The organism is Phytohabitans rumicis (genome assembly GCF_011764445.1).
Lineage (GTDB): Bacteria > Actinomycetota > Actinomycetes > Mycobacteriales > Micromonosporaceae > Phytohabitans > Phytohabitans rumicis.
This window is the reverse complement of sequence record NZ_BLPG01000002.1, coordinates 60,241-85,327: the sequence shown is the minus strand read 5'-3', so window position 1 is coordinate 85,327 and position 25,087 is coordinate 60,241. Positions and strand designations below refer to the sequence as shown.

Below are 25,087 nucleotides of genomic sequence, written 5' to 3'. Positions count from 1 at the left end.
TGGGCATCATAGTGCCCGGCGTCACGACTGTCGCGTGAGGAAGGCGTTGGTTACGGGTGGGTAATTCACACACCCCAGGTGGCATTGCCTAGTGCGCCGATAGGGTCGCTTACAGGATCCAGCCCGCTTCCCGGGCCTTGCGGACCGCCTCGACGCGGGTGCGGGCACCCACCTTTGTCACGACCCGGGCCAGGTAGTTGCGGACCGTGCCGGGCGAGAGGCTTAGCCGCGCGGCGATCTCCTTGGCCGGATGGCCGGTCGCCGCGACCTGCAGGACCTCGACCTCCCGCTCGGTCAGCGGGCTGGGCTGGTGCAGCGCGGCCACGACCAGGGTGGCGTCCACGACCGGCTCGCCGCGGGCCAGCCGGCGCACCCCGTCGACCACCCGCTGCGGCGCCACCTGCTCACCCAGCAGGCCGCACGGGTGATCCTGGTTCCGGACGGCCGTGGCGACCGCGCGGGCCTGCCGCGCGGAGGCCAGCACCAGCGCCGGGCAGGACAGCCGACCCTTGATGATCTCAAAGGTGCTGGCGTCGGCCACCACCACATCGGGCCGCCGCGACCGGATCTGTTGGGGAAGGGCCTGAACGACGCCGACCTCCCCCACCACGTCGATGTCGTCATGTTCGGACAGGATGAACGCGAGGGCGCCCCGCACCAACGCGCCATCGAGAGCGAGCAATGTCCGGATCACGCTCCTTCTCTAACACAGGTCGATGTCATCCGCTCGTCGATCGTGGGACCCTCCTCAAGAACGAGGGAAGTGTCGGCCCGGACCTTTACGGTGTGTGGCATGACGACAACAACCACGGATATCGCGGCCCGAGCGGTCGACGCGTGGAAGGTATATGGCAGCGGCGAGGCCCAGGTCATCGCCCTGCGCGGGGTAAACGTCGAGCTGGAACGCAGCCGCTTCACCGCCATCATGGGGCCGTCCGGCTCGGGCAAGTCGACGCTGATGCACTGCCTGGCCGGCCTCGACACGGTCAACCGCGGGCAGATCTTCATCGGCGACACCGAGGTCACCCGGCTGGGTGACAGCGGCCTGACGAAGCTGCGGCGCGACCGGGTCGGCTTCGTCTTCCAGCAGTTCAACCTGCTGCCGACGCTGACCGCCGAGGAAAACGTCCTGCTCCCGCTCTCGATCGCCGGCCGCAAGCCGGATCCCGACTGGTACAAGACCGTCATCGACACGGTCAACCTCGGCGACCGCCTCGGCCACCGCCCCAGCCAGCTGTCCGGCGGCCAGCAGCAGCGCGTCGCCTGCGCCCGCGCGCTGGTCTCCCGGCCCGACGTGGTCTTCGCCGACGAGCCCACCGGCAACCTCGACTCCCGCTCCGGCGCCGAGGTGCTCGGCTTCCTGCGCAACTCCGTGCGCGACTTCGGCCAGACCATCGTCATGGTCACCCACGACCCGGGCGCCGCGTCGTACGCGGACCGCGTGATCTTCCTGGTCGACGGCCAGATCGTCGACGAGATGCGCGAGCCGACCGCCGAGTTGGTACTGGAAAAGCTCAAGCACCTCGACGTGACGGCGGGGGCGAGTAGATGCTGCGGGCGAGCCTGAAGAGCCTGCTGTCGCGCAAGCTCCGGCTGACCCTCGCGATCGTCGCGATCATCCTCGGCGTGTCGTTCCTGTCCGGCGCGTTCGTGCTGACCGACTCGCTGGGCGCGCGCTTCGAGACCCTGTTCCGCTCCATCAACCAGAACGTCGACGTCCAGGTGGCGCTCACCGAGGACGCCGCCGACGAGGAGCCGCAGCCACGCCTGACCCAGGCACAGATCGACCAGATGGCCGCGCTGCCCGGCGCCCGAGCCGTCTCCGGCGACGTGAGCGCTTTCGGCGTGATCCCGTTCGACGTGCGCGACGGCGACCCGGTGACCACCTCCGGCGCCCCGCAGATCGGCGGCGGCGTCACCGGCGACGACCCGTTCGCGCTGGTCGAGCTCGACGAGGGCCGGTGGCCGGCGTCCGACACCGAGCTGGTGCTGTCGCGGTACACCGCCGAGCAGTCCCACGCGGCGGTCGGCGACCGGCTCAAGGTCTACCTGCCGGAGGTCAACGAGGCACGCGAGTTCAGCGTGGTCGGCCTGGTCGCCTACAGCGGCGACCGGGACTCGCTGGCCGGCGAGACGCTGGTGCTGTTCACCGAGCCGTTCGCCCAGCGGACCTTCTACGGCGCCGAGGGGCTGTTCTCCGGGGCGTACCTGGCCGCCCGCGACGGCGTGTCCCAGGAGGAGCTGCGTACCCAGGCGGCGCCGCTGGTGCCGACCGGGTTCGAGGCGAAGACCGGCGAGCAGGCCAACGAGGACCAGGCCAACGCGGTACAGGAAGGGCTGTCCCAGCTCACCACGTACTTCTTCGGGCCGTTCGCGATCGTCGCGCTCATCGTCGGCGTCTTCCTGATCTTCAACACGTTCAACATCGTGGTCGCCCAACGCGCCCAGGAGTTGGCCCTGTTCCGGGCGATGGGCGCGAGCTGGCGGCAGGTGACCGGCTCGGTGCTGGTCGAGGCGATCATCGTCGGCGTGGTCGGCTCCACCCTCGGCCTGCTCGCCGGCATCGGGCTGGGCGTGGCCGGCAGCGCCGCCCTCACCTCGCTGATCGGCGCCCAACTGCCCGGGGCCGGCGTGACCGTCGGGCCACCCCGATCATCCTCGCGTACCTGGTGGGCGTCCTGGTCACCGTGCTGTCCGCGCTCATCCCGGCGATCCGGGCGTCCGCGGTCCCGCCGCTGGCCGCGATGCGCGAGATCGCCCGGCCCGACAAGCCGCTGCGCACGCTGTCCATCGTGGGCGCCGCCCTCGCCGTGCCCGGCGCGGCCCTGGTCACCGCGGCGCTGACCGGGATCGGCGGCCTCACCCTGCCCCTGCTCCTGCTCGGGGTCGGGCTGGTGTTCCTCGGCGTGACGCTGCTGTCACCGCTGCTGACCCGCCCGCTCGCCGGGCTGATCGGCCGGGCCGTCGGCTGGGGCATGAGCGGGCGCCTCGGCGTGCGCAACGCCCTGCGCAACCCGCGCCGCACCGCCGTCACCGCGGCGGCGCTGATGATCGGGGTGACCCTGGTCAGCGCGGCCAGCGTGCTGGGCGCGTCCTTCACCAAGACGATCAACGACACCATCAACGCCACGGTCGGCGCCGAGATCATCATCCAGACGAACACCAACGCCGGGCCACCCGACGGCACCATCGGCTTCTCCGACGCGGCCCTGGACAAGGTGCGCGCGCTGCCCGGCGTCCAGCGGGCGGTGCCGTTCTACCCGGCCTTCGACGCCCGGGTCGACGGGCAGGGCCCGCCGTTCGGCGGCCTGTTCGCCGTCGACGACCTCGCGGTCACCCGGGACGTGTTCGCCATGGAGACGATCGACGGCGAGCTACGCGTGCTCGGCCCGGGCGAGTTCGCCGCGGACGAAAACACCGTCAAGTCGCGCGGGTGGGCGGTCGGCGAGTCCGTGCCGGTCGAGCTGGCCAAGGGCGGCGAGCAGCCGTACAAGCTGGTCGGCGTGTACGCCGCCACGCCGATCTGGACCGACTCGATGGTGCTGCCGAAGTCGGCGGTGGCCAACTTCGACGGCCCGCTGGCGTTCCAGGGCTTCATCGACGTCGCCGACGGCACCGACACCCAGGCGGCGGTCGCCCAGATCGAAGAGATCATGGCCGACTTCCCGCTGGTGACGGTCGGCGACCGGTCCAGCCTGCTGGACCAGTTCAACAGCTTCGTCGACATCGCGCTCGGCATCATCTACGTGCTGCTCGGCGTCGCGATCGTCATCGCGCTGCTCGGCATCCTCAACACCCTGCTGCTGAGCATCTACGAGCGCACCCGCGAGCTGGGCTTGCTGCGCGCGGTCGGGCTCAACCGGCGTGGCGTCATGCGCATGGTGGGCACCGAATCCGTGGTGATGGCGGTGTTCGGCTGCCTGCTCGGCATCCTGGTCGGCGTCAGCCTGGGCGCGGCGGTCTCGGCGGCACTCATCGACCGCGACTTCCTCACCACGATCGCGATTCCTTGGGTGAGTTTGGCGATCTTCGTGGTTGTGGCTGTTGTCGCGGGGGTGCTCGCCTCGTTGTTGCCGGCTTGGCGGGCGGCTCGGCTCAACGTGTTGCGTGCTATCGCTTATGAATGATCGGGGTTGAGGTTAGTTCTGGTTTGGGGGCCGGGGTGCCTCGCGAAGCCCGTCAGGCTTGATGTCTTCGCGAGTCACCCCGGCCCCAAACCTGACCAGGTCAGGGTTTCCGGGGCAGGGCGAGATGCGAAGACATCAAGCCTGACGGGCTTCGCAGCTCGCCCTGCCCCGGAAACCCCCACCGCGACCCCGACAGCCCGCTGCAAACGAGCAGTCAGCGTCCGCAGGTGCGCCACCAGCTCGGGCGGCTCTCGGATCTCGAACTCGAAGCCGAACGCGGCGACCCATACGGCCAGTTGGTCCAGGCTGTCCGAGCCGATGCGCAGCGTGCAGGTGTGCGCGTCGATCGGCTCGACCACGCCGATGGTGGGCGGCACCTCGTCGGCCACCGCCTGCGCCGGGCCGTGCATGGTGAGCACCGCCTGGTAGCGGTACTGGTGGGTGGTGACGCCCAGCGCCACGTACGCGGCCAGGTCCTCGGCGGGCAGCGGCCGCGGGGCGAAGCGGGGCCCGCCGGGCACGCGCAGCGCGATGCGGTCCACCCGGAACGTGCGCCAGTCCGACCGGCCGGTGTCCCAGCCGACCAGGTACCACCGCCGTCCACTCTGGACCAGCCGGTACGGCTCGACGTCGCGGACGCCCGCCGCGCCCTCCGCCGGGGTGTAGTCGAACCGCAGCCGCTGCCGGTCCCGCACCGCCGCCGCGATCGCGGTCAGCACCGCCGGGTCGATGGTGGGGCCGAGCATCGGCATGGTGACCACGGCCGAGCTGAGCGTGCCGACCTGGTGCCGCAGCCGCGCCGGCAGCACCTGGTCGAGCTTGGCCAGGGCCCGCACCGACGTCTCCGCGATGCCGGTGACCGCACCCGCGGCTGCCGTACGCAGACCGACCGCCACCGCGACCGCCTCCTCGTCGTCGAGCAGCAGCGGCGGCAGCGCGGCGCCCGCGCCCAGCCGGTAGCCACCGCCGACGCCGCCGATCGCGTCGATCGGGTACCCGAGCAGGCGCAGCTTGTCCACGTCCCGCCGCACCGTCCGCGGGCTCACCCCGAGCCGCCCGGCCAGGTCCGCGCCCGACCAGTCCCGGTGCGCCTGCAGCAGCGTCAGCATGCGCAGCAGCCGGGCCGAGGTCTCCAACACGCTTGCGAGTCTCCCACCGATCGCGGACAGGAGTTGACCGCGATCCCTCCTAGCGTCGGGGCATGACGATTCTTGTCGCCGGCGCGACCGGCACCGTAGGCCGTCCCCTCCTCCAGCAGCTCCTGGCCGCCGGGCACCGGGTCCGGGCCCTCACCCGCGACCCCGCCAAGGCCGCCCTGCCCGCCGGTGCCGAGGTGGTGGCCGGCAACCTGGCCGACACCGGGAGCCTGGCCGCGGCGTTCGCCGGGGTCGACGCCGCCCACCTGATCGGCTTCGACGGGGCCGACTTCTCCCCGCTGGCCAACGGCGAGCAGATCGTCGACCTGGCCACCACGGCCGGCGTACGCCGGGTGACCCTACTCAAGGGCGAGCAGGAGAAGACCGCGCTGGAGGTGGCGATCGAGGCCAGCGACCTGGCGTGGACCTACCTGGCGCCGGTCGAGTTCATGTCCAACGCGCTGGAGTGGGCCGAGTCGGTGCGCACCGAGGGCGTCGTCCGCGAGGGGTTCGCCGGGGCGAGGAGCGCGATGATCCACGAGGCGGACATCGCCGCCGTCGCCGCCACCGCGCTCACCACCGACGGCCACGCCGGAAAGGAGTACTGGCTGACCGGCCCGCAGGCGCTCACCCCGCCGGAGAAGGTGCGGATCATGGCCGACGTGCTCGGCCGCGAGGTGCGGTACGTCGAGCTCACCCAGGACGAGATCGTCGCCCAGTGGAGCGACGCCGGCTACGGTCCGGACGACATCGCGTTCTTCCTCCGGATGCGGACCAACCCGCCGGCGGCGGGCTACACCGTCCTGCCCACCGTCGAGCAGGTCACCGGCCGCCCGGCCCGGACATTCGCCCAATGGGTACGCGAGAACGCGGCCGCCTTCACCGGGTGACGCTTCACCGGGTGATCGCGAACATGAAGCAGCCGTACGCGACGTTGCGGCTGTGCACCTGCACGACGTCGGGCTCGGCGAGGATCGCGGCGATCGCCGCCTCCGGATCCGAGCCGTCGTGCACCCGGGTGGACTCGTGGATCCAGCCGCGCTTGTCGTACGCCCGCAGCACCTGCCGGCGGCCGTACCAGCCGGCCGGGTAGGCGTCCGTGGCGGCCGGGCCGGCGCACGGCTCGGCGTGCGCGAACACCGGCCCGACCTCCCGGTACGGGCTGGGCGGCAGCGGTGGCTCGTATCCGAACAGGAGCAGCCGCTCGCCGGCCTCCGCGTCGCGCAGGCAGCACCGCAGCGGTTCGCCGCCGGCTGCTACGGTGCGCTCGACGGGGTGGCCCGAGACGTCGACTCCGCCGGCGCGTACCCGATCAAGAACCTCGGCGGGCAGCGCGTGAATCCGCATGGTCATCCCTCCACGGTGGCCGGTCCGTGCCGCGATTGCTGGCGGGATTCGGACCTCGCGGTGCATAGTCCGTGCTATGGACGAGGTGGAGAAGGTGCTCGCGGCGCGGGCGCCCGGGATCGCCGCGCTGGCGCGGCGCGCGTGCACGCTGGCGCTGGACGTGTTCCCCGACGCGGTCGTCACCGCCGACGCCGACAACATCGGCTTCGGCGCCGGCCGCGGCTACCGGGGGCTCGTCTTCGTCGTCACGCCGCAGCGCGCGCACGTCACGCTCGGCATCGCCCGCGGTGTCGGCCTGCCCGACCCCGCCGGTCTGCTGGAGGGCGCCGGCAAGGTGCACCGGCACGTGAAGATCCGCGGCGAGGCCGACCTGGACCGGCCGGAGCTGCGGGCGCTGATGGTCGCGGCCGTAAGCGCCTCGCAATAGATCCACACCCCGCGCGGCGCCAGGCCGCGGATACGCTGCCAGCATGGCGGCGATCTTCGGGTACGCGCTCGCCGCGGCGCTCGTCATCGGCCTCGCCGGCGCGCTGACCCTGCGCCTGCTGCGCGGCCGGTCGATCACGGCGCACATCCTGGTGCTGCTGACCCTGACCGTGCTCAGCGTGGTCGCCGCCGTGACCGCGGTGGCGCTGGCGATGTTCCTGAACGCCCACGACCTGCGCGTCGTGCTGATCACCGTGTCGGCCGCGGCCGCCGTCAGCCTCGGCGTCGGCTGGCTCTTCGGCCACCGGCTCGCCGCCGCCGCGGTCTGGGCGGACCAGGCCCGCGACCGCGAACGCCAGGTCGAGAAGGGCCGCCGCGACCTCGTCGCCTGGGTCTCGCACGACCTGCGGACACCGCTCGCCGGCCTGCGCGCGATGGCCGAGGCACTGGAGGACCAGGTCGTGCACGACCCGGACACGGTCGGCGAATACCACCGGCGCATCCGGGTGGAAACTGACCGGATGACCCGGCTGGTGGACGACCTGTTCGAGCTGTCCCGGATCAACGCCGGCGCGCTGCGGCTGTCGCTGTCCACCGTCCCGCTGGGCGAGGTCGTCTCCGACGCCGTCGCCGTGACCACCCCGATCGCCCAGGCCCGGCGGATCCGGCTCGTCGCCGCCGAGTCCGGCTGGCCCACCGTCAGCGCCAGCGAGCCGGAACTCAGCCGCGTCGTGGCGAACCTCCTGCTCAACGCCGTCCGCTACACCCCCGAGGACGGCACCGTCCGGGTCAGCGGCGGCCGCGACCGGGACGGCGTCTGGCTGGCGGTCGCCGACACCTGCGGCGGCATCCCCGAGGCCGACCTGCCGCGCGTGTTCGACGTGGCGTTCCGGGGCGAGCGGGCGCGCACCCCCCGCACCACGCCCGACGGCGATGGCGACGATGGCGGCGCGGCCGGCGGGCTGGGGTTGGCGATCGTGCGCGGCCTGGTCGAGGCCCACGGCGGCCGGGTGGCCGTACACAACATCCAGCAAGGCTGCCGCTTCGTAGTCCACCTCCCCACCCCGTAACCCACCCCTCCCCTCGCTCCCCTCCCCTCGCTCCCCGCCGCGCGCCCCGCCGCGCGGCGGGGCGCGCGCCCCGCCGCGCGCCCCGCCGCGCACCCCGCCGCGCACCCCGCCGCCCACCCCGCCGCCCACCCCGCCGCGTCGATCAAGGGCATATGGTCGTGCTTTGATCTCTTTTCCACGACCGTTTGCCCTTGATCGGCGCAAAAGTCCTTGATCGGCACGGCCGGGTGGGGCGCTCGGGAGTGCCGGGGTGTTGACGCGCGAAGTGCCCCGAAGGCTGGGCCAGCCCTGTCCCCAGGGCGATTGCGGACGCTGGGGCGGGCGGGCCGGGGCGGCGAGGGCCCGCAGGGCGCTCCCGAGCCTGGCCGGCGCCTACCGGGGCAGCCGCAATGTCGGGGACATTGCTGCTTCCGAGGCGCGCTGAGGCAGCACGTTCCCCGACATTGCGAGGATCTTGGCCAGCGCGCTCTCTCACCGGCAAGGATGCCCAGGCCCAGCGGCCAAGCAACCCGCGCCCGCTCCGCCCCACACCGCCCCGGCCGCGCGCGTCGATCAAGGACTTTTGCGCCGATCAAGGGCAAACGGTCGTGGAAAAGAGATCAAACCACGGCCGTTCGCCCTTGATCGACGGCATAGCCCTTGATCGACGCGGAGCGGCGAGGATCGACGGTCCAGGCACGCGCGGCCGGCTAGGCGCCTACGGCGGACGCGGGGACCCCGGCCGCCGACGGGGGCGCGGACCGGGACGGGTCCGGTTCGAGGACGAAGTGGACGGTGTGGCCGGTCTTCGCGCGGGCCAGGCGGTGCGTCAACGGGACCAGTACGCCGTGCAGCAGCGGATGCTTGGCGGTCAGTATGCGGGCGGCGTGCCGGGCCTCGGCACCGCGCAGCAGGCGCATCCGGGCGGGTACGGCGGGGCCGGTCACCCGCCCGCGGGCGGTGGACGAGGCGACCTCCACGCGGGGGTCGCGGCGCAGCCGGCGGGTCTTGAGCGACTTCTCGAAGCTGCGCACGTACGCGTGGTCGCCCTCCACCGCGATGCTGACCGGGCTGGCGCCGGGCCGCCCGTCCCGCCGGTACGTGGTGAGCCGCACGGTCTTCTGCCGTACGAACGGCGCCAGCGCCGGGCTGGTCGCCACCGTCACCGCGCCGACGACGTAGCCCAGTTCGCGCAGGCGTACCCACAGCGCACCGGCGGTGACCAGCGCGGCGAGCAGGATCGCCCAGGCGTCTGCGGTGCGGCCGCCGATGTCCAGGTCGGCGAAGTGGTTGGCGGCGTGCACCGCGTTCGCGGCCAGGAACCCGCACAGCGCGGTCGCCAACGCGTCCGCCCAGATCAACGCGAGCAGCAGCGCCACACCGAGGCCCAGCTGGAACGCGCCGAGGTCGTGCACGAAGTGCTCATGCCGCGGAAAATCCACGAAGTCCGCGAACGAGCCGGGCGCCGACAGGCACCACACCGCCGTGGCCGTGAGCAGGAGCCCGCCGAGCAGCGTCACCGTGACGAGGAAGGGATTCTTAGTCATGCGGTGGGGACGAGGGGCAGCCGCGATGTGTGACAGCGTCTATGGTGGCTCACTGTGAACCGGCCGGACTGGGCACCCTACGGCGTCGACCTGGACCGGCCGAACGCGGCACGCGTCTACGACTTCTACCTCGGTGGCGCGCACAACTTCGCCGCCGATCGCGCGATGGCCCAGCAGGCGCTCGCCGGCTGGCCGGAGCTTCCGCTGATCATGCGGGCCAACCGTGCGTTCCTGCGCCGGGCGGTGCGGTTTCTGGTGCGGGCGGGCGTGCGCCAGTTCCTCGACCTGGGCTCCGGCATCCCGACCGTGGGCAACGTCCACGAGGTGGCGCACGCGCAGGACCCGGCGTGCCGGGTGGTCTACGTCGACATCGATCCGGTCGCGGTCGCGCACAGCCGCGCCATCCTGGACGGTGACGCGCGCGTCACCGCCGTCCAGGCCGACCTCCGCGAGCCGGCCACGGTGCTGGGCCTGGCCGCCGAGCAGGGCGGGCTGGACCTCGCCGAGCCGGTCGCTGTGCTCCTGGTGGCGGTGCTGCACTTCGTCCCGGACGCCGACGCCCCGGCCAAGCTGATCACCGCGTACCGCGAGGCCACCGCGCCGGGCAGCGCGATCGCCGTCTGCCACGCCACCGCCGACGGGCAGGGTGACAAGGCCGCCGAGCACCGCGCCCTGTACGCGCGCACCCCGACGCCGATGACCATGCGCTCGCGTGCCGAGATCACGGGCATGCTGGCGGGGTACGAACTGGTCGACCCCGGGCTCGTCTACATGACGCTGTGGCGCCCGGACGACGACGAGGTCCCGGACCGGCCGGAGAGCTTCCCGGGGTACGCGGCGGTGGGCTTGCGGTAACCCGCTCGCGCGCCGGGCGCGTTCGATGATCGGATGGGGCATGGCCGACTCCCCCGCCCTGGACCGCGTGCTGCGCCGGGCCGGCGGCCCTGGCGTACTCGATGTGCTGGCGAAGGCGCTGCCCGGCGCCGACCTGACGACGCTGCTGCTCGCGGTGTTCCGGTCCCGCGCGGCGCGGCTGGCGCCCGCGGACGTGCTGCGCCGCTACCTCGAGGACCGCTTCGCCGCGCCGGCGGCGGTGCCGTTCGCGGCGCTGCGCCGGGCCGAGGACGCGCTGCTCGCGGCGCTCCCGCCGGCGTTCGAGCCGGTGGCGCTGTCGCCGGTGGCGCCGCTGGGCACCCATTCCGCGGTGGCGACCGTCGACCAGAACAAGATCCTCACGACGGTCCGCGGCACCGAGGTCGCCGCCGACCCGACCAACGGGCTCGCGCTGGAGGCCGCCCGCCGCCGCGCGGCGTCCGCGCCGGACGTCCGGCTGGCCGCCGTCCAGCGCGTCGTCCGCGGGCAGCGCTTCGCCGCCGGCGCCGCCCATTTCGGCCTCTTCGGCCTGGTCACGGCCGGTCGCGACACGGGCGACCTGGCCTTCGAGCGCCGGCACAGCGCCGAGCACCTCCAGGCCGTGACGTCAGGGGTACGCCGTGCGACCGACCGGCGGCCAGAGGTGCGACTCACCGTGCTGCAGGAGCGGTTCGCGCCGGTCGCGGCGGCGGTCCGCGAGGCGCTGGCGGGCGTGCACGTCACCGACGACCCGGATCGCTCGTCCGGCCGCGGCTACTACACCGGGCTGTGCTTCAAGGTCTTCGTGGCCGGTGTCGAGGTCGGCGACGGCGGCTTCACCGACTGGACCCAGCGCCTGCTGGGCAACCGGAAGGAGCGCCTGATCATCAGCGGCGTGGGCGTCGACCGCCTCGCCACGATCTAGACCGACCCCGGCGGGAACCATCCGGCCCCGTCATCGACCATCTCTACGTGGGCTGCGAACACTTTCGGGAGGCGCTGTCGGCGCGCCTCGACGGCGAAGACGACCCGGCCGAGCGCGCCGCCACGGACGCTCACCTGGCCGGCTGCGCGGCATGCCGGCAGTGGTTCGACGCGGCGGCGGCGGTGACCCGGCTGGTGCGCACCGCCGTGATCCCCGAGATCCGGGTGAGCGACGACGTGCTCGCCGCGGCACCCGGCCCCGGGGCCGGCGGCGGCCGGTCGTCGGAGCGCAGCGACGACGACGGGCGTCGCCGGCTACGCCCGGGGCCGCGCGCGAGCGGAGCGAGCGCCGGCGAGCAGAGCCGTGGCCGGCACCGGCTGGTCACCGCGTTGCGGGTGGCGCTGGGCGTGCTGGGCGTCGTGCAGTTCCTGCTCGGCGCGGCGCAGATCGGCGGCTTCGCGGCCGCCCAGCACCTGCACACGTCGGGGGTCGGCGGCCCCAACCACCTCTGGCACGAGTCGGCCGCCTGGAACGTCGCCGTCGGTGCCGGCTTCGCCTGGATCGCGCTGCGCCGTACCCGCGCGTCCGGGATCATCCCGACGCTGACCGCGTTCGTGGGCGCGCTGACCCTGCTCACCGCCAGCGACGTCATCGCTGGGCGGGTGGACGTCGACCGGGTGCTGAGCCACGCGTTCATCGTCGCCGGCTACGTCATCGTGGTGGTCCTGTCCCGGACCGCCCGCGAACCCGGCGAACCCCCGTCCGACCAGCACAAGCCCCGGCCGGCGTGGCGCGCGGTCTTCGACGATGTGGCCGAGTCGCCGCCGCGCCCGCCGCTGCGGCTGGTCCGCGAGCGGCCCGCGCAGGCCCGCGCCGGCTCCTGGCGAAGGGCGGCGTGACCGCGCTCGCGCTCCTCGCCCCGCCCACCCCGCCCACCCCGCCCGCTCTTCCCGTCGATCAAGGGCAAACGGTCGTGCTTTGATCTCCGATCCACGACCTTTTGCCCTTGATCCGCGTAAAAGCCCTTGATCGGCGGGGAGTGACAAGAACTCGCCGGCCGGTTATCAATCCGGCACGGTCACCGCGTGGTTGGCCCGGTGGTATCCATGACGGCAACCGCCAGGCGGAGGACAATCATGCGCAAGGCACGCGCGCTCACCGTGGCGGGCGCCGCCGTTCTGATCGCGGCCAGCGCGGCGGTACGGTTCGTGGCCGTGCCGGCCCTGGTGAAGCTCCCGGCCGACCTGGACACGTCGGTGCGGCTGAGCGGCACCGCCAGCCTCGTGGACATGGCCGCCATCGCGGCCGGCGACCTGGGCAACACGATCCGTCTGAACATCCCGGTGACGGTCAGCAACCGGGTCCGGGTGACGTCGACCAGGGGCGACACCGCGATCGTCCTCAACGAGTCGACGGTGGAGGGCCCCGGCAACGCGACGCTGCAGACCACCTCCCACACGTGGGCGATCGACCGCAGGACGTTCCTGCAGGCTCCCGCGCCGCCGGACAGTGCGGTGCAGCCGCACACGGGCCTGGTGCTCGGCTTCCCGCTGCCTCCGGAGCCGAAAGACTATCCGTGGTGGGACTTCCCGACGCAGACCGTGGTGCCGGCCCGCTACCGGGGCACCGAGCAGTTCGCCGGCCGCCAGGCCCACGTCTACACGGTCCACGCCGACGGCCAGGTCAAGGACCCGGTGATCGTGCGGACGATTCCGGCGGGCACACCGGTGACCCTCACCTCGATCAGCGACACGACCTTCTGGGTCGACACCGTGACGGCGGTCGTCCTCAACGTGCAGCAGAAACAGGTCACCCGGGCGAGCATCGCGATCCTCGGCCTCACGCTGCCGCCGATCACCGTGTTCACATTGGACGCCAGCTACTCGCCCGAGTCGGCCGCCACCCTGCGCGACACGGCCAGCACCGCCGATCAAGGGCTCTTCATCCTGCGTACGGTCATCCCCCTCGTCCTGCTCGGCCTCGGCCTCGCGCTGGCGGCCCTGGCCATCCGCGCGCGCTACGCGGCCCGTACCCGGACTGTCCGAACTGGACCGTGACAGGCCGGCTTAAGGTTGTGGCCGTGACCATCGGCGCGTATCGGTTGGGTGTGGACTTCGGCACCTCCACCACGGTCGCGGTGCTCGCCTGGCCGGACGGTGCGGTCAAGCCGTTGGTGTTCGACGGTTCCGAGCTGTTGCCCTCGGCGGTCTGCGTCGACGGCGACGGCACCCTGCTGGTGGGGCGGGACGCGCTGCACGCCGCCCGGGCCCGTCCCGAGGGCTTCGAGCCGAACCCCAAGCGGTGCGTCGACGACGGCGCGGTCCTGCTCGGCGACGTCGAGGTCCCCGTTCCGGAGCTGTTCGCCGCGGTGCTGCGGCGCGTGGCCGTCGAGGCCCGCCGGGTGGCCGGCGGGCCGCTGGCGTCGGTGACGCTGACCTGTCCGGCGGGTTGGGGACGGCGGCGCCGAGATGTCCTGACCGTGGCGGCCGGCCTCGCCGGGCTGGGCACGCCGGCGCTGGTCGCCGAGCCGGTGGCGGCGGCCAGCCAGTTCGTCGACGGCGCCGGGCACCGGGTGCCGGTCGGGTCGTGCGCGGTGGTGTACGACCTGGGCGCCGGCACGTTCGACGCGGCCGTGGTGCGGCGTACCGCGGACGGGTTCGAGGTCGTGGCCGAGGCGGGGCTCTTCGACGCCGGCGGCCTCGACATCGACGAGGCGGTCGTCGCGTACCTCGGCAGCGTGTTCGTGACACGAGACGCCGACTGGTGGGCCCGGCTGCACCACCCCGCCACGGCCGAAGACCGGCGGGCCGCCCGCTTGCTGCGCGACGACGTGCGTACCGGCAAGGAGGTCCTGTCGCGGGCCTCGTCGACGCTCATCCGTCTTCCGCTGTTCGAGGACGACGCGCCGCTGGGCCGCGAGCAGCTCGACCTGCTGGCCCGACCGATCCTGGACCGCACGCTGCGAACGACCCGGGCCGTCATCGACGAGGCCGGCATCGGGACCGATGCGGTCGCCGGGCTGTTTCTCGTCGGCGGTTCCACCCGGATGCCGCTGGTGGCGGCTCTGCTGCACCGGTCCCTCGGGCTGGTGCCGACGGTCATCGACCGCCCCGAGTTGGTGGTCGCCGAGGGCAGCCTGCGCGTGCCGGCCAGCGCGGATACCGACCACGCGGATCCGGTGCCGGTGGTCGCGGCGGGCGGCTCCGCCATCCCGGAGGTGCGTCCGGCCAGCGCGGAGCCGGCTCCCGCCGAGCCGGTCGACGTCGAGCGCCGTCCGGGCAACCGCCGGCGTCGACTCCTCGCCGCCGTGGTCGCCGCGCTCACCGTGGCCGCCCTGATCGTCGCCAACGAGGTGCGCACCCGCGAAGACGGCTCCGGCACCCTCTCGCCAGGCCCGACGGCGTCAGCAACGGCATCGCCGACGGCGTCGGCGACACCGGCGGCACCGCGCCGGGTAGGACGGCTCGCCGGTGCCGACTGGCCCGTGGCGTTCAGCCGGGACGGGCGAACGCTCGCGACCGAGGGAGCCAACTACACGGTGCTGCTCTGGGACGTCACCGATCCGGCCCGCCCCCGCCGCACCGCGACCATCAAGCCCAACGCCGCCTCGGTAAACGCGCTCGATTTCAGCCCGGACGGACGCACGCTGGCCATCGCCGGACAGGCCACCACCGCGAGCCTGTGGGACGTGTCCGACCGGGCCCGTCCCGTCCGCACCGCCTCCCTCACCGGCTACACCACGGGCGTGTACGACCTCGAATTCCGGCCGGACGGGCGCACGCTGGCCACCGCCAGCCTTCGGGTCGCGGTGCTGTGGAACGTCACGGACCGCACCCGGCCGAAGCGCGCGGCCGTCCTGACCGACTTCACCGGTGCCGTCAGCGACGTCGGGTTCAGCCAGGACGGGCGCCTCATGGCCACCTTGGACGACGCCCCATCACTCATGCTGTGGGAGTTCCAGGACGGAAAGGCCAGCCCGTCCCGCCTGGCCACCGCCGCCACCACCGGCAGGAGCCAGGCATTGGCACTGAGCGCCGACAAGCGCACGCTGGCCACCTCGAACGACGACACGGTGACCTTCTGGGACGTGCGTGACCACACCCGACCGGCGAAGCTCAGCACGCTGCCGGGCGGCAGCGTCGTCGACTTCAGCCCCGACGGAGACAGCCTGGTCACGGTGAGCCGGTACGACGTGGCTCAACTGTGGAACATCGCCGACCCGGCCAAACCCGTACCCCGCGACACCTTTGACGGTGACGGTGCCCGGTTCGGCCCCGACGGGATCCTGGCGGTCAGCGCCGAGGACGGTGTCGGGCTCTGGACGTGGTGACCAACCCGGCACCGGGTATCAGCGCGCCTCCCATGCGGCGGCGACCAGGGCGGGGAGGACGTGGGCCGCGGCCCCGCGCAGATTGACCGTGCAGACCTGGTCGAGCGGCGTCGGCTCCGGGTTGACCTGAATCACGGCGGCACCCGAGCGGGCCGCGACCGTGGGGATCTCCGCGGCCGGGTACACGACCCCGGAGGTGCCGACCGTCAGCAGGACATCGCACGCGGCGGCCGCCTGCACCGCCGCGGCCAGCGCCGCTTCGGGCAGCGCCTCACCGAACCACACCACGCCGGGCCGCACCAGCGCTCCGCAGCGCGTACAACGGGGCGGCGGCGTCCGGCGTCCCTCCTCCGGATCGATCGCCTCGCCGTCGCCCGTACTCGGAAAGGCCGCCGGGTGGGCCGCCGCCGCCACGCAGCGGGGTGCGAAGAGGCTGCCGTGCAGGTGGATCGGAGCTCGTGACCCGGCCCGCTCGTGCAGGTCGTCGACGTTCTGCGTGATGACGACGCTTCCCGGCACCCTCGTCTGGATGGCGGCCGTCGCCAGGTGTCCGGGGTTGGGCTCGGCCCGGCGCACCCGCGCGCGCCGCCACTCGTACCAGCCCCAGACCAGATCCGGGTCCGCGTCGAACGCCTCCGGGGTGGCCAGCCGCTGTGCGTCGAAACGTGCCCACAGCCCGGTGAGGTCGTCCCGGAAGGTCGGCACGCCGCTCTCGGCCGAGATCCCGGCGCCGGTGAACACGACCACGCGACGCGCCTCGCCAAGGAGCCTGGCGGCATCGGGCGGCACCACACGTTCCATCCGGAAGATCCTGCCAGCACGCCGGGCCGGCCGGTGCGGTCAGCCCGCCCGCACCTTCGCGATTCGCGCCTGGGGTCCGACGTTGTACATGCCGAAGCCGCACGCCGCCGTGTAGGTGGTGGTCCCGACGAACACCCAGTTGGCGGGGTGCAGGCCCCACACGCAGGCGTCGAAATTCGTATAGAGCGGGTACATGTCCTGGACCACGTTGGCGGCGTTGTTTCCGAAGCCGCCCCCGCAACTGGGGTTGAACGTGAAGGACACGGTGATGTAGTTGCCCGTCTGTCCCAGCCCGCATACGCCGCCGGCGGCAAGCGCCGGTTTCGGCGCCACCAATAGCAACCCCGCCGCGATCACCAGCGTGGCCAGCGTCCTCAACGCTTTTACCATGTACTCCTCCATCGCCCGGGTGACGGTAAATATAGGCAGGCGACGATCTTTGCGCCAATGGCCTCCAGCGAGATTCGAGTAGCGTCCGAGCGAACCGCGCGGCATCTTTGCACCCACGCACGAACTCGACGAGATGACTACCGTTGAGCGCCACGCGCTCCTCGAACCGCTGGAGCGAATCGCCGTGGAGGAGCAGCCAGATCGGACCGCCTGGATCCGCGAGGTCCCGTTCGCACTCGGCCTCGTCGGACGGCCGTAGAACGGTTGGATCTTTCTTGGTGGGCCAGACCGGGATCTTGCGCCCGGTTATGTCGGGTATTTCCCCCACAAGATCTCGCTCTGCCCCACCAAGAAAGATCGGAAGGCGCACACGCGGACCGGGTGGGTTGTGGGACGCGGAGGGTGAGGCCGCGGGAGCGACGGCTTGGACCACGACGGGCGTCGCGGCAGCTCGACATCTTTTGATTTTCCTCACCCTCACCGCGAGACGTCTCTGGATGACGACGAGGGCCGGTTAGGTCGCGACGTAGGAGGCGAGGCGGCGGGCCAGTTCCTCCGGGTGGCTCAGGGCGACGAGGTGGCCGCCGGGCATGTCGTCGATGGCCAGGCCCAGCCGCTCCCGGGCCAGCCGCCGCTGGAACTCCAGCGGGAAGAAGCGGTCGTCCCGCCCCTGCAGGAACCGCGTCGGCACGTCGGGCCAGCGCTTCAGCGGCCACGGCCGGGCGAACGGCGTACCGGACTGCGGCGGCTCGCCCTCCGCGAAGGCGGCCGCGGTCACCTCGGCCGGTACGTCGTGGAAGAAGTCCGCCACCGCGTCGAACTCCTCCGGCCGGCCGTCGCGGCGGGCCTGGGCGACGCGGGCCTCCTCGTGGCCGGTGTTGGCCCACCAGTCGCCGGGCGACTCGCCGGGCGCCGGGATCATCGCGTTGACCAGGATGAGCAGGTCGACGTCCAGCCGCGAGCACACGAGCGGCGCGGTGAAGCCGGCCATCGACTGGGCGACGAGGACCAGCCCGGTGCGGTCGCCGATCGCGGCGACGACGGCGTCGGCGTACTCGGCGAGCCCGGCCGCGTCGTCGCCGGCGGGCAGGTCGACGGCCACGACGTCGTGGCCGCGCCCGCGCAGCAGCGGCTCGACCCGGTGCCAGTACCAGGCGGTGCCGCCGGCACCCGGGATGAGCACGAACGTCGCCATGGTCCCAATCTACGAGTGGCAGCGGTGTGAGCTGCTTCTCTCGGTCGAAACCGGCGCCGGTCGCTACTGCCGAGTAGGGGTAGCCTTCTGCGCATGGCTTCTGGATTGAGCAACGGCGATGTCGTCGACGACTTCGAGCTGCTCGACGAGACCGGCACCCCCCGCCGGCTCAGTGACTACCTCGCGAACGGGCCGGTGGTCCTGTTCTTCTACCCCGCCGCGATGACGCGCGGCTGCACGATCGAGAGCTGCTACTTCCGGGATCTGGCCGCCGAGTTCGCCGAGGCCGGCGCGCAGCGGGTCGGGATCAGCCGGGACAGCGTGGACAAGCAGCGGCAGTTCTCGGAGTTGCACGGTTTCGACTACCCGTTGCTGTCCGACCCGGACGGCACGGTGGCGGACCTGTTCGGCGTACGGCGACGGCTGCCGCTCGGCCCGCTGAGCACCAAGCGGATGACGTTCGTGATCGACACCGATCGGCGGATCATCGAGGTGATCCACAGCGAGGTGAGCATGAACGACCACGCGGACCGGGCGCTGGCGGCCCTGCGCGCCCGCGCGTCCCAGCCCGAGTAGGGCTACCACTCGCCTCAAGCAGGTGCCGCGCGTTCCGTGAACATCCAGCGGTGGCCTTCGAGGTCCTCCACGCGATAGCGGCGGCCCGGGTAGCCGCCCTCGGGCTCCGACAGGATCGTCGCGCCCGCCGCCCGGGCCCGCGCGCAGTGGGCGTCGACGTCGTCGATGTAGACCAGCATGCCGTCGACCACCCAGGGCACGGACGACCAGGCCCGGGCCTGCGCACAGTGCTCCCGGTGGGCCTTCGGACCCTCGTACTCCGGCGTCGGCGTCGCCAGCATGATCAGGCCATCCCCGGCGAGCATCTCGCCGTGGCTGAGCCGGCCGTCGTCGTCCAGCCAGCGCAGGCGTTCGACGAAACCGAACGCCGCCGTCAGCCAGTCCATCGCGGCGGGCCCGTCCGCGTAGGAGATCATCGGCACGACCGCCTGCCGGTCCGCCGCCGCAGGATCCTCGGTCACCATGGGGCCAGCCTAACCTGGGTGATTCGTGGTGATCATCAAGATGGGCCGGTTGTCGGCGTGTAGATAAGCGGAAGTGCCTGTCCTGTAAGGGAAACTTGTGATTGCGACATCTACAGGTTTCTCTGTTAGGGAGGCACTTCCGAGGTGCAGTCTACGGCGTGGTCGAAGGATCTGCGGGTTACCGCGGACGGTTCGGGTGTGGTGTCGCACGTCGGTGCGGTGCTGCTGCGGATGCTGGCCGATCGGGCCGGCCTGACCGAGGCGGTCTCCGGTGTTTTGGCTCGACGTGGCTGGTGGCCGGGCCATGATCGAGGTCGGGTGTTGGTCGACCTGGCGGTGATGATCGCCGACGGTGGCGAGGCGATTTGCGACATCGACGTGCTGCGCCATCAGGGTGAGCTGTTCGGACCGGTCGCCTCACCGGCGACCTGCTGGCGGGCCCTGGACGAGGTCGGCGACCGCCAGCTGCGGCGGATCGCCGCGGCCCGTGCACAGGTCCGCGCCCGCGTGTGGGCGCTGCTCGGGCAGCTACCGCGAGCACGGGCCGCCGGCCGGGACATCGGCGACGGGGTAGTCGTGCTCGATGTCGACTCCACGATCGTGTTGGCGCATAGCGACAAGGAAGGCGCGGCGCCGACCTACAAGCACACGTTCGGGTTCCATCCGATCCTGGTCACCTGTGATAACACCGGCGAGTTGTTAGCGGTCAAGCTGCGGCCCGGCAACGCCGGCGCGAACACCGCCGCAGATCATCTCCAGGTCCTGGCGGAGGCGTTCGCGCAGATTCCCGCCGCCCATCGCAGGCACTTGCTGGTCCGTGGTGACTCGGCCGCCGCGACGCACGCCGTGCTGGACTGGTTGGTCGAGCAAGGCAAGCGTCGCGGCCGCGCCGTGGAGTACTCGATCGGCTGGGCGATCGGCGAAGCCGAGCGGACCGCTATCGCCGCCATCCCCACCTCGGGGTGGTCACCGGCCATCAACGCCGACGGCGGCATCCGCGAGGGTGCGCAGGTCGCCGAACTGACCGGCCTGCTCGATCTGCCCGGCTGGCCGGACGGGATGCGGGTGATCGTGCGCCGCGAACGCCCGCACCCCGGTGCACAGCTGACCCTCTTCGAGGAACGCGACGGCTGGCGCTACACCGCGTTCATCACCGGCACCCAGGTCGGTGCACTGCAATGGTTGGAGGCCCGCCACCGCGCCCACGCCCGCGTCGAGGACCGCATCCGCACCGGCAAAGACACCGGTCTTGGCCGACTGCCGTCCCGCGAGTTCGCGATCAACCAAGCCTGGTGCACCGCCGCAGCGATCGCCGTCGACCTGCTCCGCTGGCTCCAACTGCTCGGCCTGGACGGCGATCTCGCCCTGGCCGAACCCAAACGGCTGCGCTACCGCGTGCTGCACACCGCCGCCCGTCTGACCCGCGGCCAACGCCGCCGCTGGCTTCGCATCCCCGCCACCTGGCCCTGGGCCACCCAGATCACCGCCGCGTTCGACCGGATCGCGGCGATCCCCGCACCCGGCTGACCATCTCAGCCCTTATCCCGCCGACCGGAGGACCAAGGAGACCACGCCACCGCCGCGACAGACGGCCCACCACCATGCCCGGAACCTCATCGCATCGATCACCAGCGATCAACGCCACCGGGTCGCAACATCCGACCTCAGGCGCGAATGATCGAGGCTAATGAGGATGCATCCCGCCGTTCCCCGAATGGGCGACCCGAATTCGGGCCGTGCCAGCGTTGGCCGGCGATAGCCTGAACTCCCCTGGGGAGGCTGGCCCTCGGAGGAGGAACCGATGATCGAAACCATCCCGCTCCCCCGCGATCTGCGCGACGAGACCGATCCCGCCGTGCTCTACCGGAAGTCCTATTTGTTGATCCGGATCGTGCTGGGCTTCCTCGGAATCGCGCTGCCGATCGTCTTTATCATCGGCGAGTGGCTGTTTCTCCGTGGCGGCGTGCACGTACGGGGCTCGCTCAGCGCCTATTACCACTCCTCGATGCGCGACGTGTTCGTCGCCGGCCTGTGCGTGACCGGTTTCCTGCTGCTGACGTACATGGCGGCGGAACGGCGGACCCCGGACTTCTGGATCAGCGTCCTCGCGGGCGTGGCCGTCATCGGCGTCGCGTTCTTTCCGACGTGGCGGCCGGGGCTGGCGGACGGCGCGCCGCACTGCGGCACCTCGCCCGAGCCGGCGGGATGCTCGGCCGTCCAGCAGGAGATCGGCGAAGGGCTGACCGCCACGATCCACTACACCTGCGCGGTGATCTTCATCCTCAGCCTGGCGGTCATCGCGTACCTGTTCTCCCGCCGCGACAAGGCCCGCAACCACGAGGACAGGGCGGCGATGGTCCAGCGGATCTGCATGTGGGTCATCATCGGCGCGGTCGCCTTCGTCGCCGTCGGGAAACTGCTCGACATCACCATCGGCGAGCTGACCCCGCTGTACCTCGGCGAGGTGCTGTCCGTCTGGGCGTTCGGGGTCTCCTGGCTGCTGGCCGCCCGCGACCTGCCCGGCAAGCTCATCGGCTACACGCCGCCCGACGGAGCATACGAGCGCGCCCGCATGTGACGGGCGCGCTCGCTGTGCCGTACCGGGTCAGCGGTATATGAGGTCCGATGTGGAGTAGATGCAGTTGGTGCCGTCGGCACCGGTACCCACTTGGGTGGGCTCGGCGCCGGTGTTGTTGCCGTTGTACTTGCGGCAGATGACCATCGCACGGCCGGAGTCGTTGACGATGGTGATGCCGCTGAAGCGGGCGGTGTCGCCGTAGTTGACGTTGATGCCGGCGATGGTGTTGCCCGGCCGGGTCAGCGTGACGTTGCGGATCACCACGTTGCGCTGGGACTGGGTGGAGCAGTTGCCGCACGAACGGTAGAACGTGCCGAAGTTGGTGGCCTGGAAGTTCTGGATGGTCAGCGTGCCCGGCCCGTTGTGCTGGAAGACCTTGTCGCTGGCCGCCCGGGCGCCGCCGCCGTCCACCAGGAACTGCGGCGAGCCGCTGCCGCGGAACGTGGCCGCGTCCTCGCCCACGTCCTCCCACCACACGTTGCGCAGCGTGCAGGCGCCGGAGCAGTGCACGCCGTCACCGGCGGGCGCGCCGATGATCACATTGGACAGCGTCGCACCGGGGGCGAGCAGGAACATCGGGTCCTGGCTCTCCTCCTGGCTGCCGTCGCCGATGCAGCAGTACCGGCGCATGCCGCCGTCGAGGCCACTGGCCGGCACCTGGATCGTGCCGTTGACCGCGACCTGGCCGGTCGGGGTCGGCCACGAGCCGGTGGGCGGCGGTGCGGTGGTGGGCGGCGCCGCGGTCGTCGGGTTGGTGCCCGGCGTGGTCGGGTTGGTGACCCCGCCGGTGCAGGTGACGCCGTTGACCTGGAAGCTGGTCGGCGCCGGGTTGCTGCTGTTGTTCCAGCCGCCGTTGAAGCCGAACGAGACCGTGGCGTTGGTGGCCACGTTGCCGTTGTAGCTCAGGTTCGCCGCCCGGACGCTGCTGCCGCTCTGCGTGATCGCGGCGTTCCAGCCCTGGGTGACCGTCTGCCCGGCGCCGAACGACCAGGTGACGGCCCACGTGGGGAGCGGGTCGCCGATGTTGGTGAGGTTGACGTTCGCGGTGAACCCGCCCGACCACTGCGCGGTCACCGAGTAGGCGACCCGGCAGCCCACGGCGGCCTGCGCCGCGCCGGCGGACACCACGATCCCGGCCGCGGCCAGCGTGACGGCCCCGACCGCGGAGACGAGCAACGCCGTACGGCGTTGTCTATGGAGCATGCTGCTCTCCTCGGGTTGACAAGGTAGTGCCCCGCGCACACCGCTGCCCAGTCGGTGTCGCGGGAGCCGTTGTCATGGCCCGGACGTTCACCCCGGTCGGTGAACCCGTCGCACCCCGAAGGGGGCAAACGCTTTCCCGATAAAACCACAGACCGCCGTCAATGTAAACGCGTGTGCAAGGAAGGGCCCCTGCTATCGCTTTTCGCATAGCAGGGGGCCCTTCCCAACCTTTAGACCAGGGTGCAGGCGGTGCCGTTCAGGGTGAACGCCGTGGGCCTGCCGGTGTTGCCGGTGTGGGTGGCCTGGAAGCCGAAGTTCGTCGACGCGTTCGGCGCGATGCTGCCGTTGTAGGAGACGTTACGGGCGGTCGTCGCGCCGCTGGCCGGCGAGATCGTCGCGTTCCAGGCGTTGATGACGGTCTGTCCACTGGGGAGGGTGAACGCCAGGGTCCAGCCGTTGATCGCGGTGCTGCCGCCGTTGGTGATCGTGACGCTGGCGGTCAGTCCGGTGTTCCACGCGTTGACCGTGTACCCGACCCGGCAGCCACCCGGCGGCGCGGTGGTCGGCGGCGCGGTGGTCGGCGGGGCGGTCGTGGGCGGCGCCGTGGTGGGCGGGGCGCTGGTCGGCGTGGTGGTCGTGTCCAGCCCGAAGAAGCGGATCACCTGGGCGGCGTCGACCGGCAGGTTGTGCGAGACACCCTGCATGCTGATCGCCTCGACCGGCGCCTGCCCGCCCGTGCCGCCGTACCGGGTGCGCGTGTAACCGGACTGCGGCGTGTCGGTGAACGAGGGGTCTGGCTCAACCCGTGCACGTTGGTCCACTGCTTGACCTGCTCACCGAAGTTCGGGTAGCGCAGCGTCTCGTCGTTGGTGCCGTGCCAGATCTGCATCCGCGGGCGGGCGCCGGTGTAGCCGGGGTACGCGTTGCGGACCAGGTCGCCCCACTGCTGCGCGGTCCGGATGATGGTCCCGTTGGCGCATTCGCTGTTCCACTCCGAGCCGTTGGTGGTGGCGAAGCAGGCGAACGGCACACCCGCGAACGACGCGCCCCCTTGAACACGTCCGGGTAGTCCCCCAGCAGGACGTTGGTCATCATCGCCCCGGACGACGTACCGGTAGCGAAGATCTTGTTGGCGTCGACCGGGTAGCGGGCGCGCACGTAGTCGACCATCGACATGATGCCGACCGGGTCGCTGCCCCCGCCCCGGCGCAACGCGGCCGCCGAGGAGACGTCCCAGCAGGCGCTGGACCGGGTCACCGACGGGTAGATCACGATGAAGCCGTACTGGTTGGCCAGGTTGGCGTACCCCGTGCCGGAGTAGAACGCCGGCCCGTTGCCCGTGCAGTAGTGCGCGGCCACCAGCAGGCCGGGCCGGGCCGCCACCTGGTCCGGCACGTACAGGTACATCCGCAGGTTGCTGGGGTTGGTGCCGAACCCCGTCACCTCGGTCAGCGTCGCCGCCGACGCGGGTTGCGCGAAGGTCACCGCCGCCACGACGGCGAGCGCGGCGGCCGCGACGGCCGCGGCCAGCATCTTGAGCTTGAGTTTCATGGGTGGTGGGTCCTCCAGGGAAGGATGGCGGGCTGCCCATCACCCGACCGTTTCCGGCTCAGAAACAGTTAGCAGTATCGATCGAAAAACTACCGATAGCAAGCACCGTCAATATGGTTGGATCATCGGCGATGACCACGTACGGGTGTGCGCGCTGCTACGGCGAGGACGCCGCGGCGACCGCCGCGTACTTGCAGGGCGGCGGGCTGGTGACGGACCAGACGGTGGTCGACGACTCGCACTTCATCGTGTCGCTGCGGCACTGCGCCGCGTGCGCCCAGGCGTTCGTCTCGATCCTCACCGAGTTCGTCGACTGGACCGGCGGGGACGACGCCCAGTACCGCGACATCGTGCCGGTCACACCGGAAGAGGCGGCCACCGTGCGGGCCCAGGGCGAGCGGGTGGACCTGCGCTTCCTCGGCTCGCTCGGCGCGGGGCGGCGCCGGCTGTCCAGCGACTGGCCAACCGGCGGCGGCCGCCGGCTGGCCTGGCGCACCGGCGAGTTCTGGGTACGCGAAGGCCACTGACCAGCCCTTTTGCTCCCGTCGACAAAAGTTAGCGGGATCAGAGGGTTTCTTTGCGAATACACG

25 protein-coding genes and 1 pseudogene are annotated in these 25,087 nt (G+C 71.8%); 16 read left to right on the top strand and 10 right to left on the bottom strand.

All coding sequences use genetic code 11. The features are described from left to right. Nucleotides 1-109: 109 nt before the first annotated feature. Nucleotides 110-694 carry a response regulator transcription factor gene (locus Prum_RS43960; protein ID WP_173084986.1) on the bottom strand — a complete coding sequence of 195 codons (585 nt, stop codon included), beginning with the start codon at nucleotides 692-694 and terminating at the stop codon, nucleotides 110-112. 99 nt (nucleotides 695-793) lie between these two features. Between Prum_RS43960 and Prum_RS43955 the strand changes: the two genes are divergently transcribed. The 3 genes from Prum_RS43955 to Prum_RS53055 are packed head-to-tail and all read left to right on the top strand — an operon-like array spanning nucleotide 794 to nucleotide 4,127. After that, nucleotides 794-1,567 (top strand): ABC transporter ATP-binding protein, encoded by a 774-nt coding sequence (locus tag Prum_RS43955; RefSeq protein ID WP_173084984.1) that lies wholly within the window; start codon nucleotides 794-796, stop codon nucleotides 1,565-1,567. After that, nucleotides 1,549-2,844, top strand: coding sequence for an ABC transporter permease (locus Prum_RS48945; RefSeq protein WP_178132697.1), 1,296 nt, complete (start codon nucleotides 1,549-1,551; stop codon nucleotides 2,842-2,844). Before Prum_RS43955 ends, Prum_RS48945 begins: the two co-directional genes overlap by 19 nt. Beyond that, on the top strand, nucleotides 2,745-4,127 hold the full coding sequence (locus Prum_RS53055; protein WP_308785460.1) for an FtsX-like permease family protein: 1,383 nt from the start codon (nucleotides 2,745-2,747) through the stop codon (nucleotides 4,125-4,127). The genes Prum_RS48945 and Prum_RS53055 overlap by 100 nt, the downstream gene beginning before the upstream one ends. A gap of 74 nt (nucleotides 4,128-4,201) precedes the next feature. On the opposite strand, the gene Prum_RS43940 is transcribed toward Prum_RS53055, so the two are convergent. Beyond that, nucleotides 4,202-5,266 (bottom strand): helix-turn-helix transcriptional regulator, encoded by a 1,065-nt coding sequence (locus tag Prum_RS43940; RefSeq protein ID WP_173084980.1) that lies wholly within the window; start codon nucleotides 5,264-5,266, stop codon nucleotides 4,202-4,204. A 62-nt stretch (nucleotides 5,267-5,328) separates the two neighbouring features. On the opposite strand from Prum_RS43940, the gene Prum_RS43935 reads away from it, so the two are divergent. Further along, nucleotides 5,329-6,153, top strand: coding sequence for an NAD(P)H-binding protein (locus tag Prum_RS43935; protein WP_173084978.1), 825 nt, complete (start codon nucleotides 5,329-5,331; stop codon nucleotides 6,151-6,153). A 4-nt stretch (nucleotides 6,154-6,157) separates the two neighbouring features. Here the strand turns inward: Prum_RS43935 and Prum_RS43930 are convergent, their stop codons facing one another. Then, the gene (locus tag Prum_RS43930; protein ID WP_173084976.1) at nucleotides 6,158-6,616 is read right to left on the bottom strand and encodes a DUF1203 domain-containing protein; all 459 of its coding nucleotides are present in this window, start codon (nucleotides 6,614-6,616) and stop codon (nucleotides 6,158-6,160) included. 70 nt (nucleotides 6,617-6,686) lie between these two features. On the opposite strand from Prum_RS43930, the gene Prum_RS43925 reads away from it, so the two are divergent. Together Prum_RS43925 and Prum_RS43920 are read left to right on the top strand one after the other, a co-directional pair. After that, entirely contained in the window at nucleotides 6,687-7,037 is a 351-nt protein-coding gene (locus Prum_RS43925) for a DUF1801 domain-containing protein (protein ID WP_173084974.1), read from the top strand. Between the two features lie 43 nt (nucleotides 7,038-7,080). Further along, nucleotides 7,081-8,106, top strand: coding sequence for a sensor histidine kinase (locus Prum_RS43920; RefSeq protein ID WP_173084972.1), 1,026 nt, complete (start codon nucleotides 7,081-7,083; stop codon nucleotides 8,104-8,106). Between the two features lie 689 nt (nucleotides 8,107-8,795). On the opposite strand, the gene Prum_RS43915 is transcribed toward Prum_RS43920, so the two are convergent. Continuing rightward, nucleotides 8,796-9,632 (bottom strand): PPOX class F420-dependent oxidoreductase, encoded by an 837-nt coding sequence (locus tag Prum_RS43915; protein WP_173084971.1) that lies wholly within the window; start codon nucleotides 9,630-9,632, stop codon nucleotides 8,796-8,798. A 54-nt stretch (nucleotides 9,633-9,686) separates the two neighbouring features. Between Prum_RS43915 and Prum_RS43910 the strand changes: the two genes are divergently transcribed. The 5 genes from Prum_RS43910 to Prum_RS43890 all read left to right on the top strand — a co-directional run bounded on the left by Prum_RS43910 (nucleotide 9,687) and on the right by Prum_RS43890 (nucleotide 15,739). Next, entirely contained in the window at nucleotides 9,687-10,487 is an 801-nt protein-coding gene (locus tag Prum_RS43910; protein WP_173084969.1) for an SAM-dependent methyltransferase, read from the top strand. 40 nt (nucleotides 10,488-10,527) lie between these two features. After that, nucleotides 10,528-11,409, top strand: coding sequence for a hypothetical protein (locus tag Prum_RS43905; RefSeq protein WP_173084967.1), 882 nt, complete (start codon nucleotides 10,528-10,530; stop codon nucleotides 11,407-11,409). A gap of 47 nt (nucleotides 11,410-11,456) precedes the next feature. Beyond that, nucleotides 11,457-12,308, top strand: coding sequence for a zf-HC2 domain-containing protein (locus Prum_RS43900; protein ID WP_173084965.1), 852 nt, complete (start codon nucleotides 11,457-11,459; stop codon nucleotides 12,306-12,308). 237 nt (nucleotides 12,309-12,545) lie between these two features. Further along, nucleotides 12,546-13,466, top strand: a complete 921-nt coding sequence (locus Prum_RS43895) for a porin PorA family protein (protein WP_173084963.1) — start codon at nucleotides 12,546-12,548, stop codon at nucleotides 13,464-13,466. A gap of 23 nt (nucleotides 13,467-13,489) precedes the next feature. Then, on the top strand, nucleotides 13,490-15,739 hold the full coding sequence (locus Prum_RS43890) for an Hsp70 family protein (RefSeq protein WP_173084961.1): 2,250 nt from the start codon (nucleotides 13,490-13,492) through the stop codon (nucleotides 15,737-15,739). 18 nt (nucleotides 15,740-15,757) lie between these two features. Here the strand turns inward: Prum_RS43890 and Prum_RS43885 are convergent, their stop codons facing one another. Both Prum_RS43885 and Prum_RS43880 read right to left on the bottom strand, forming a co-directional pair. Next, nucleotides 15,758-16,540, bottom strand: coding sequence for an SIR2 family NAD-dependent protein deacylase (locus Prum_RS43885; protein ID WP_173084959.1), 783 nt, complete (start codon nucleotides 16,538-16,540; stop codon nucleotides 15,758-15,760). Nucleotides 16,541-16,579: 39 nt separating this feature from the next. Then, nucleotides 16,580-16,942, bottom strand: a complete 363-nt coding sequence (locus tag Prum_RS43880) for a hypothetical protein (RefSeq protein ID WP_173084957.1) — start codon at nucleotides 16,940-16,942, stop codon at nucleotides 16,580-16,582. Between the two features lie 121 nt (nucleotides 16,943-17,063). Here Prum_RS43880 and Prum_RS54225 point away from each other — a divergent pair, with 121 nt between their 5' ends. Next, a complete protein-coding gene (locus Prum_RS54225; RefSeq protein WP_281369158.1) occupies nucleotides 17,064-17,189 on the top strand; it encodes a hypothetical protein in 126 nt (41 codons plus the stop codon). Nucleotides 17,190-17,444: 255 nt separating this feature from the next. Here Prum_RS54225 and Prum_RS43875 read toward each other — a convergent pair whose 3' ends face one another. Continuing rightward, nucleotides 17,445-18,125 carry an alpha/beta fold hydrolase gene (locus Prum_RS43875; protein WP_173084955.1) on the bottom strand — a complete coding sequence of 227 codons (681 nt, stop codon included), beginning with the start codon at nucleotides 18,123-18,125 and terminating at the stop codon, nucleotides 17,445-17,447. A gap of 93 nt (nucleotides 18,126-18,218) precedes the next feature. On the opposite strand from Prum_RS43875, the gene Prum_RS43870 reads away from it, so the two are divergent. Continuing rightward, complete coding sequence (locus tag Prum_RS43870; protein WP_281369157.1) at nucleotides 18,219-18,701, top strand: peroxiredoxin; 483 nt, start codon at nucleotides 18,219-18,221, stop codon at nucleotides 18,699-18,701. A gap of 14 nt (nucleotides 18,702-18,715) precedes the next feature. On the opposite strand, the gene Prum_RS43865 is transcribed toward Prum_RS43870, so the two are convergent. After that, complete coding sequence (locus tag Prum_RS43865; RefSeq protein WP_218577864.1) at nucleotides 18,716-19,165, bottom strand: VOC family protein; 450 nt, start codon at nucleotides 19,163-19,165, stop codon at nucleotides 18,716-18,718. 144 nt (nucleotides 19,166-19,309) lie between these two features. Here Prum_RS43865 and Prum_RS43860 point away from each other — a divergent pair, with 144 nt between their 5' ends. Together Prum_RS43860 and Prum_RS43855 are read left to right on the top strand one after the other, a co-directional pair. Next, nucleotides 19,310-20,692: an IS1380 family transposase gene (locus tag Prum_RS43860; protein ID WP_173074717.1), complete on the top strand. Its 1,383-nt coding sequence runs from the start codon at nucleotides 19,310-19,312 to the stop codon at nucleotides 20,690-20,692. Between the two features lie 274 nt (nucleotides 20,693-20,966). Further along, complete coding sequence (locus tag Prum_RS43855; RefSeq protein WP_173084953.1) at nucleotides 20,967-21,743, top strand: hypothetical protein; 777 nt, start codon at nucleotides 20,967-20,969, stop codon at nucleotides 21,741-21,743. Nucleotides 21,744-21,770: 27 nt separating this feature from the next. Here the strand turns inward: Prum_RS43855 and Prum_RS43850 are convergent, their stop codons facing one another. Together Prum_RS43850 and Prum_RS43845 are read right to left on the bottom strand one after the other, a co-directional pair. Beyond that, entirely contained in the window at nucleotides 21,771-22,946 is a 1,176-nt protein-coding gene (locus tag Prum_RS43850) for a pectate lyase (RefSeq protein ID WP_173084951.1), read from the bottom strand. A 230-nt stretch (nucleotides 22,947-23,176) separates the two neighbouring features. Next, a pseudogene (locus Prum_RS43845) lies at nucleotides 23,177-24,497 on the bottom strand (extracellular catalytic domain type 1 short-chain-length polyhydroxyalkanoate depolymerase). 131 nt (nucleotides 24,498-24,628) lie between these two features. On the opposite strand from Prum_RS43845, the gene Prum_RS43840 reads away from it, so the two are divergent. Next, a complete protein-coding gene (locus Prum_RS43840) occupies nucleotides 24,629-25,024 on the top strand; it encodes a hypothetical protein (protein WP_173084948.1) in 396 nt (131 codons plus the stop codon). The last annotated feature ends 63 nt before the right edge of the window (nucleotides 25,025-25,087 follow it).

Excerpts from the sequence above, each read along its gene's own strand:
- Prum_RS43955 (WP_173084984.1), top strand. The coding sequence starts at position 794 with ATGACGACAACAACCACGGATATCGCGGCCCGAGCGGTCGACGCGTGG.
- Prum_RS48945 (WP_178132697.1), top strand. The coding sequence starts at position 1,549 with ATGCTGCGGGCGAGCCTGAAGAGCCTGCTGTCGCGCAAGCTCCGGCTG.
- Prum_RS53055 (WP_308785460.1), top strand. The coding sequence starts at position 2,745 with ATGCGCGAGATCGCCCGGCCCGACAAGCCGCTGCGCACGCTGTCCATC.
- Prum_RS43935 (WP_173084978.1), top strand. The coding sequence starts at position 5,329 with ATGACGATTCTTGTCGCCGGCGCGACCGGCACCGTAGGCCGTCCCCTC.
- Prum_RS43930 (WP_173084976.1), bottom strand. The coding sequence starts at position 6,616 with ATGACCATGCGGATTCACGCGCTGCCCGCCGAGGTTCTTGATCGGGTA.
- Prum_RS43925 (WP_173084974.1), top strand. The coding sequence starts at position 6,687 with ATGGACGAGGTGGAGAAGGTGCTCGCGGCGCGGGCGCCCGGGATCGCC.
- Prum_RS43920 (WP_173084972.1), top strand. The coding sequence starts at position 7,081 with ATGGCGGCGATCTTCGGGTACGCGCTCGCCGCGGCGCTCGTCATCGGC.
- Prum_RS43915 (WP_173084971.1), bottom strand. The coding sequence starts at position 9,632 with ATGACTAAGAATCCCTTCCTCGTCACGGTGACGCTGCTCGGCGGGCTC.
- Prum_RS43905 (WP_173084967.1), top strand. The coding sequence starts at position 10,528 with ATGGCCGACTCCCCCGCCCTGGACCGCGTGCTGCGCCGGGCCGGCGGC.
- Prum_RS43895 (WP_173084963.1), top strand. The coding sequence starts at position 12,546 with ATGCGCAAGGCACGCGCGCTCACCGTGGCGGGCGCCGCCGTTCTGATC.
- Prum_RS43885 (WP_173084959.1), bottom strand. The coding sequence starts at position 16,540 with ATGGAACGTGTGGTGCCGCCCGATGCCGCCAGGCTCCTTGGCGAGGCG.
- Prum_RS43880 (WP_173084957.1), bottom strand. The coding sequence starts at position 16,942 with ATGGAGGAGTACATGGTAAAAGCGTTGAGGACGCTGGCCACGCTGGTG.
- Prum_RS54225 (WP_281369158.1), top strand. The coding sequence starts at position 17,064 with ATGACTACCGTTGAGCGCCACGCGCTCCTCGAACCGCTGGAGCGAATC.
- Prum_RS43875 (WP_173084955.1), bottom strand. The coding sequence starts at position 18,125 with ATGGCGACGTTCGTGCTCATCCCGGGTGCCGGCGGCACCGCCTGGTAC.
- Prum_RS43870 (WP_281369157.1), top strand. The coding sequence starts at position 18,219 with ATGGCTTCTGGATTGAGCAACGGCGATGTCGTCGACGACTTCGAGCTG.
- Prum_RS43865 (WP_218577864.1), bottom strand. The coding sequence starts at position 19,165 with ATGGTGACCGAGGATCCTGCGGCGGCGGACCGGCAGGCGGTCGTGCCG.
- Prum_RS43855 (WP_173084953.1), top strand. The coding sequence starts at position 20,967 with ATGATCGAAACCATCCCGCTCCCCCGCGATCTGCGCGACGAGACCGAT.
- Prum_RS43850 (WP_173084951.1), bottom strand. The coding sequence starts at position 22,946 with ATGCTCCATAGACAACGCCGTACGGCGTTGCTCGTCTCCGCGGTCGGG.
- Prum_RS43840 (WP_173084948.1), top strand. The coding sequence starts at position 24,629 with ATGACCACGTACGGGTGTGCGCGCTGCTACGGCGAGGACGCCGCGGCG.